This is a genomic window from Legionella shakespearei DSM 23087 (genome assembly GCF_000373765.1).
In the GTDB taxonomy this organism is placed as follows: Bacteria; Pseudomonadota; Gammaproteobacteria; order Legionellales; family Legionellaceae; genus Legionella; species Legionella shakespearei.
Window position 1 is genome coordinate 1 of sequence record NZ_KB892428.1, and the last position, 5,958, is coordinate 5,958.

The following is a 5,958-nucleotide window of genomic DNA, read 5'->3' on the forward strand; positions in this document are numbered from 1 at the left end:
AAAATGGGGAACTGGTTTAATTGAAACATCTCATCATCACTGTCAGGCAAGTCTTTTCTTGTTTCAGATGATTTAATTTCAGACGGTTCATGTCGCTCTGGAATGAAAGATTTAATAATATCTATGGCGTGTGCCTGAGTCAGGGGTTTGGTTAATACCGCATCCATTCCAGCCTCGATGCAGCGTTGTTTGCTCTCATCGGCTGCATGAGCTGTTAGCGCAATAATGGGTATATGGCGCTTGTTGTCTATTTGGGTGCGAATATGGTGGGTTACTTCATAACCGTCCATGCCTGCACCTAGGCCAATATCCATGAAAATTAAGTCATAGTGATTTTGTTCACAAAAGGCAATAGCATCATCCCCGTTGGAGGCAACATCCACTCGGCACTCCATGGCGCTAAGAATGGATTTTGCTACTGTTTGAGCAATGAAGTTATCTTCTACTACTAGCACAGTACTTCTTGTTTTGTTTTCTAATGCAGGGGAAACTGATTGGTGTTGATGAGTTAATGGTGGTAGGGGCAGGTCGGGTTTTTCTGTTTTTAAAGCGACGCTGTTATCAACTCCTGAGTCATCATCAAGTAGTGGTTCCAGTAAGGGGATAAGACAGGTAAAAACAGTTCCTTTGTGGGGTTCACTGTCCACGTAAATTTCTCCCTCTAATTCATCTACAAATTGCTTCACCACATAAAGTCCTAGCCCAGAACCTTTATAAATTCCTTGATAAGAAGGTGTCAGCCGTTTAAATTTTAGATAAATTTCCTGTTGTTTGTCTTTGGGAATACCTATGCCTGAATCACTGACAATCATTCTAAGAACGAGATGACGCTGCTTTTGTTTAGCGAGTTCTATCTTGATTGTTACATAACCCCTATCAGTAAAATTAAGCGCGTTTCCTATCAGTTCAAGAGCGATACGGTGCACCCTGATTTTATCCCCTATGACATATTGGGGTAGTTTTTTATCTACTGATAAAGATAAATTCAATTTTTTTTCTTTTGCTTTAGCAGAATATAGAGAGACAACCTGATCTAAAGTATTACTGAGGTTAAATTTTCTTTTAAGCTTTGGAATGTCACCGGAGCTGACTTTTACCGCTTCGAGTACTTCATCCATCAAATCAAGTAATGCATGACTCGAGGCTACCAGATTATCTGCATATTCTTTAACACGAGGTTCATTGGATTCAGTTTTGAGGATCTCGGAAAATCCTACTATTCCTGATAGCGGGGTTCTGATGTCATGGCGCATGTTCGCAAGAAACTCTGTTTTTGCCTGGTTTGCTGCTTGAGCCTTATCTTTTTCTTTGATTAATTGTTTTTGTTTTTTCTTAATCAACATTTCTGCTTTTTTTCTTTCAGTTATATCAATTGATATTCCAATAATTCCCACAATTTTATTGTTTTTATCATATAAAATTGTTTTTTTTGTATGAAATACTATTTTTTTTGAAGAGGCGGTTAACGGAGTTTCTTCTCCTTCAAAAATACCGTTTTTAAGAACACTGCGATCTATGGCTTCTAATTTGTCAGCAATTTGCCACCAAGGCATATCACAATCTTTCTTTCCAATTAAATCAGTTCTCTTCTTGAAACCGCTCATGCGAACCATATACTGGTTACAGCCTAAATAGCGACCATCGGTATCTTTCCAGAAGATGCTGGCCTCTATGGTATCAATGATTAGATATAGTTCTTCATTATCTAAGCTCATTCCCAAACAATACTCCATCAGGTATCGTGTGACGTTTATGAACGGTTAGTTCGATAAATCCTTGGTTTAAGGCAACAAATTCATTCTTTCTATGATTATTATAGAGATAATTTATAAATTGTGGTATCTGATGATAAGAAAACAGGGATGATGCGGTATTAAGAATCGATGGAGTGTCCATAAATAGAGGCATTTCATTCAATATGTATTGAACAGCTATATTTTCATTAGCAAGATGGAGATCTTTGATTGTATGACCATTTAAAACCCATCCAGTGCATTGGTCGCATTCCTTTTGAAACTCAGAATTTTCATTATACAGTGCATAACATTTCTTTTTTAGTTCTATATAGGCCTGATTGTTCTCTAAATAATCCATATCAATAATTAGAGTATTGGCATCGATTCCGTCTAATTGGTATTGTAATAATGCGCGTGCTATTTTATTTTTCAGATAGGAGGCCTGTTTCTTCGCTTTCTTTTTCGCTTTAAATTCATCATACCCTAGGGCTAAAAACGTATATATAGGCAGAGTGTCGGGGATGAAAACATGAAATGATGAAAACGTTGTGTGCGCCCATTGAATCCAGTCGCCTATCATTTCTTCGGAAAAATAACTGTTAAAAGGGCTGATTCCTAATAAGACATGTTCTTTTTGCTGGTATAGCTTAGAACTTAATGAGGTGATTAGGTGAGGGGTTACAATTACATTCCTATTGTCCATTCATGGCTCACTAGTTAGATAAAGCTCACAATTATACATAAATAATGCATAATGATCAAATTATGATCGCAATCAATTGATTTGATAGTCTCATTAACTGGTTACTATATATCATGCAGTATCATTTTTTGGATAAGTCTTATCAAAAAATAAGTGATACATTTGAGTTCCTAAAAAATTACACCATTATTAGAGCCAGCTGATGGCCATTCGCTGTGAAATCATCTTAGCTTAATTAAAATACATACTTTAGACGTTCATAATCTAAGGCCGGCAAAGAAAATTTTTATTTTAAATAGATTAAGCCAATTAGAGATCACCAAAAATCGAGCATTGGACACATTTCTGTTGGAAAAACGCCTACCATGCCTTTACTCAGCCCTACATCAACTCCCAGAGAACTTGCCCTACTACAATTGGCGCACAATCCCGGTTGGGTTGCAAGCAAGCCGGGCTACGCTTGCTGTCAATTGCTCTGTTACTTCACTAAAACAAGATCCTCTGATATAGAGAGATATTTTTCTTGTTGATATTCACCTGCTTCACTCATCGAAGGGTTATAAGCGAGTCGCCCTAATTTTTCTTCTTTGGATATCACACTTCCATAAAACTGCTCATAATAAATCTGTTCTTCTTTATATTTTTCAGAAAAATTATAATTTTTCAAATATGTATTATTTTTAGAAAAACCATAGGCCTCATAAACATCACCACTGCCAGTACCGAATTGGCTGATCAACAATACATCAGCTCTCCTTACTTTAGAGCCTGATAAAATCATTATTTTAGCTCCTTCATCGTTAAATCGTGTTTTGCTAAAACTTTTAAATACTTTTGTTCGATAATTTGAAAAAGATTTAGTTTCAACATCATATAAATAAATAAAAAAATGGCCTACTTTACTAATAGTATGATACTCCTGTTTAGTTACACGTGAAAATGAATCCGTTTCTTCGCTTTTCTCATCTGGGGCATATAAATAAGCTATAAATCGATGCCCATTGTTAGTTTGTAAATTGGCTTTAAATGGCGAAAGCAAGATGCTGTCTTGCATTTTAGGAGTAATAGTAATTTGCTCAATCCCAGTCTCACCAGCATAACAATTAAAAAACATAATCGTGATACAAATAAAAATAATGCTTTTAACTTTCCTAATTACAATCATTGTTTTCTCCATCTAATTTCTATACTGAGGTATTATATAATGAGGTTGATATGTAGGATTCATCTTCATGAATTCAGTCATTCCCTTATGGATTTTTTCCGTTTGCGCACTTGCCCAGCCTATATTGCTGTGTTGCTTGATGCTCAGGGTTCCAGCGCATCAAGCACCGAATAGAGAGCTCTCTCAGAACCAGAACTATTATTTATATTTATCCAGCTTTTGATATAATTTTTGCTCCTCCTAGGATACCAAGCTAGCCTTGATGTAGTGAAACGAAATCAAGGTTTTCGCTCTTCTATGAGCAAAACAAAAGTTTGGGTTCATAGTTAAAGCTAGAATGAATTAATTTCCCTTAAAGCACTCAAATTGAAAACCTTGATTTCGTTTCACTACATCAAGGCTGCTTGCTTGCTACAGCGATACAAAACCAGTTAGTCTGGATCATATCTATGATGCAAAATATCATAATACAAATCAGGTTTTTTTATATAGTTACGTACGTCTTCAACAGTTAATCCTATGGCTCCAAATAGCCCCATATATACATCTTTGTCTAAAACAAAATTATCATTTTTCCATTTAAAAACAAATGGGAAAGTATAATTAATTGCGTTGTATCGGTCGCATGATCCGATAACAGTCACATTTCTTTTTCCATCTCCATACATAACCTGGAATGATATGGCCTCTAAACTACAAACGATACTCCAGTGTGTATCTGAAGGCTTGGGAAACTCATAAATCTTATGCGGATTACTTATTCTATAATAACCATACCATAAAGCATCGCCAAGATTACCATTCCCTCTACTTCCCGTCATTGGTGCAGGATTTTTTGTATAAAATGCAAAAAAGCATGATTTATCATTTTTAACGTAGAAAGGATAAACAGAATTTTTCACGACTTTATAACCAGCAATATTTGTACTGCAAACAGTATTGTTAGCATAACAAGATAAAAGATTTCCTAACATTAAAATCCCAATTACATAACTTTTCATATCTTCTCTCTAAACGTAGGTAAATATTGATTATAAAAATTCGCGCGCCTAATAATATTTGATAAACCTGGATTAACAACCTCAACAGCACTTTTAAATGCTGGATCACTTAATGGAGATGTTATTTTGTAATCTAGTAAATCTACTCTTTTACTTATTTTTCTCCAGTCCCAATACTCAATCGCAGCTATAACATCCTTTTTAGGAATGTTTATCAAACCAGGATGATTTGTATAATCTGCACCACCTAATTTCATATAAATTTCTCGTCCTGTATAATGAAATAATCCTCTGCCCCTGAAAAAGTAGCCATCCCCACTGCTAACCTCTCCATTACCATTAATATTTGCATACGCAGTATTAGCAAATAACTCACCATTGCCTAAACTCTGAATTTCTTGGTCTGACATCGCCCTCAAATTCCTAAACATTTTTCGTGCACGTGCAGGGTCTTTATAAGTAAAATCATTTTCAACAAATTTAGTCATCCCCCCAGTCTCTTCATTAACCGTAGCGAAGAAATATGCGAGACGTTTAGGTGTGTTGATACCCGCCGGGGCCAATTGGGAGTTAAATTCTGGCAAATATGCTTCCAGCACTTCACTTTTGGCGCGTGGAAACATCGCCTTTAATTGCTTCATGGTGACTACATCCGTATTTTGTATTGCTAGCGCTCCTTTGCCAACGCCAATCACAGCATTATCTGAGTTTGGGGTCTTTTCGATAAATCCTAATAAATCTGAACCATATAAACTTCCATAAGGTTTTGGTGATTTAGCTTTTCCATTTTCGATCATATACCGGAAGAAATCGAATTCATTTTTAATCGATTCCCGCTCATTATAATTCCTCTCAATTTGTTCTTGACTCCACTCCGGATGAGCTAAATCAAGAAGTGAGTCGGTTAAATAGAATTCGCCTGCATTCACTAGCTCCTCTTCTTCTAGCATTAACGGACTGTTTTCTCTTCCGGTATCCACGATAGCTGAACCTATGGCGCTTCCCAGGTTGTTGGTTATTATGTCTGTTGCATTGAAGTGGGCTCCTGTTGCTGCGGATTCGGCGGCTCCTGTTGCCAGGGCTTTTGCTTCTGTGGCCAGGATTCCAGATTGATGATCTATCTTTTTTAAGGTTGCGTCTATCTTTTTGCCAAAGGTGCCTCCCATGAAGCCGGCTGTCAGGCCTGCTATTCCTAGTTGCGCCCAGTCGAAGTGTTGGTGTTTTCTCAGGCTTAAGCTTATTCCCTGGCTTAATGAATTTTGCTCCAGCATGGTGGCGGCGCTGCTGATGCTGAAATTTTGGGTTGGGGATAGCTTGTCTGCTGCGCTCATCAGAGCTTTGTATTGTTTTGAT

5 protein-coding genes are annotated in these 5,958 nt (G+C 36.9%); all 5 read right to left on the minus strand.

Annotated elements, in window-relative coordinates; genetic code table 11:
* Positions 1 to 1,715 (minus strand): response regulator (locus B094_RS16265; protein ID WP_018578276.1); only part of this gene is annotated, 1,715 nt, incomplete at its 3' end.
* Positions 1,702 to 2,439: a tRNA-dependent cyclodipeptide synthase gene (locus B094_RS0113145; protein WP_018578277.1), complete on the minus strand. Its 738-nt coding sequence runs from the start codon at positions 2,437 to 2,439 to the stop codon at positions 1,702 to 1,704. The genes B094_RS16265 and B094_RS0113145, both read right to left, overlap by 14 nt.
* A gap of 478 nt (positions 2,440 to 2,917) precedes the next feature.
* On the minus strand, positions 2,918 to 3,604 hold the full coding sequence (locus B094_RS0113150) for a hypothetical protein (RefSeq protein ID WP_018578278.1): 687 nt from the start codon (positions 3,602 to 3,604) through the stop codon (positions 2,918 to 2,920).
* Positions 3,605 to 4,035: 431 nt separating this feature from the next.
* Positions 4,036 to 4,605, minus strand: coding sequence for a hypothetical protein (locus tag B094_RS0113155; RefSeq protein ID WP_018578279.1), 570 nt, complete (start codon positions 4,603 to 4,605; stop codon positions 4,036 to 4,038).
* A partial coding sequence (locus B094_RS16580; protein WP_169334274.1) for a glycoside hydrolase family 19 protein occupies positions 4,602 to 5,958 on the minus strand: 1,357 nt, incomplete at its 5' end. The genes B094_RS16580 and B094_RS0113155, both read right to left, overlap by 4 nt.

Bases quoted from the DNA above. Each gene is read 5' to 3' on its own strand.
- B094_RS0113145 (WP_018578277.1), bottom strand. From the start codon at position 2,439: ATGGACAATAGGAATGTAATTGTAACCCCTCACCTAATCACCTCATTA.
- B094_RS0113150 (WP_018578278.1), bottom strand. From the start codon at position 3,604: ATGATTGTAATTAGGAAAGTTAAAAGCATTATTTTTATTTGTATCACG.
- B094_RS0113155 (WP_018578279.1), bottom strand. From the start codon at position 4,605: ATGAAAAGTTATGTAATTGGGATTTTAATGTTAGGAAATCTTTTATCT.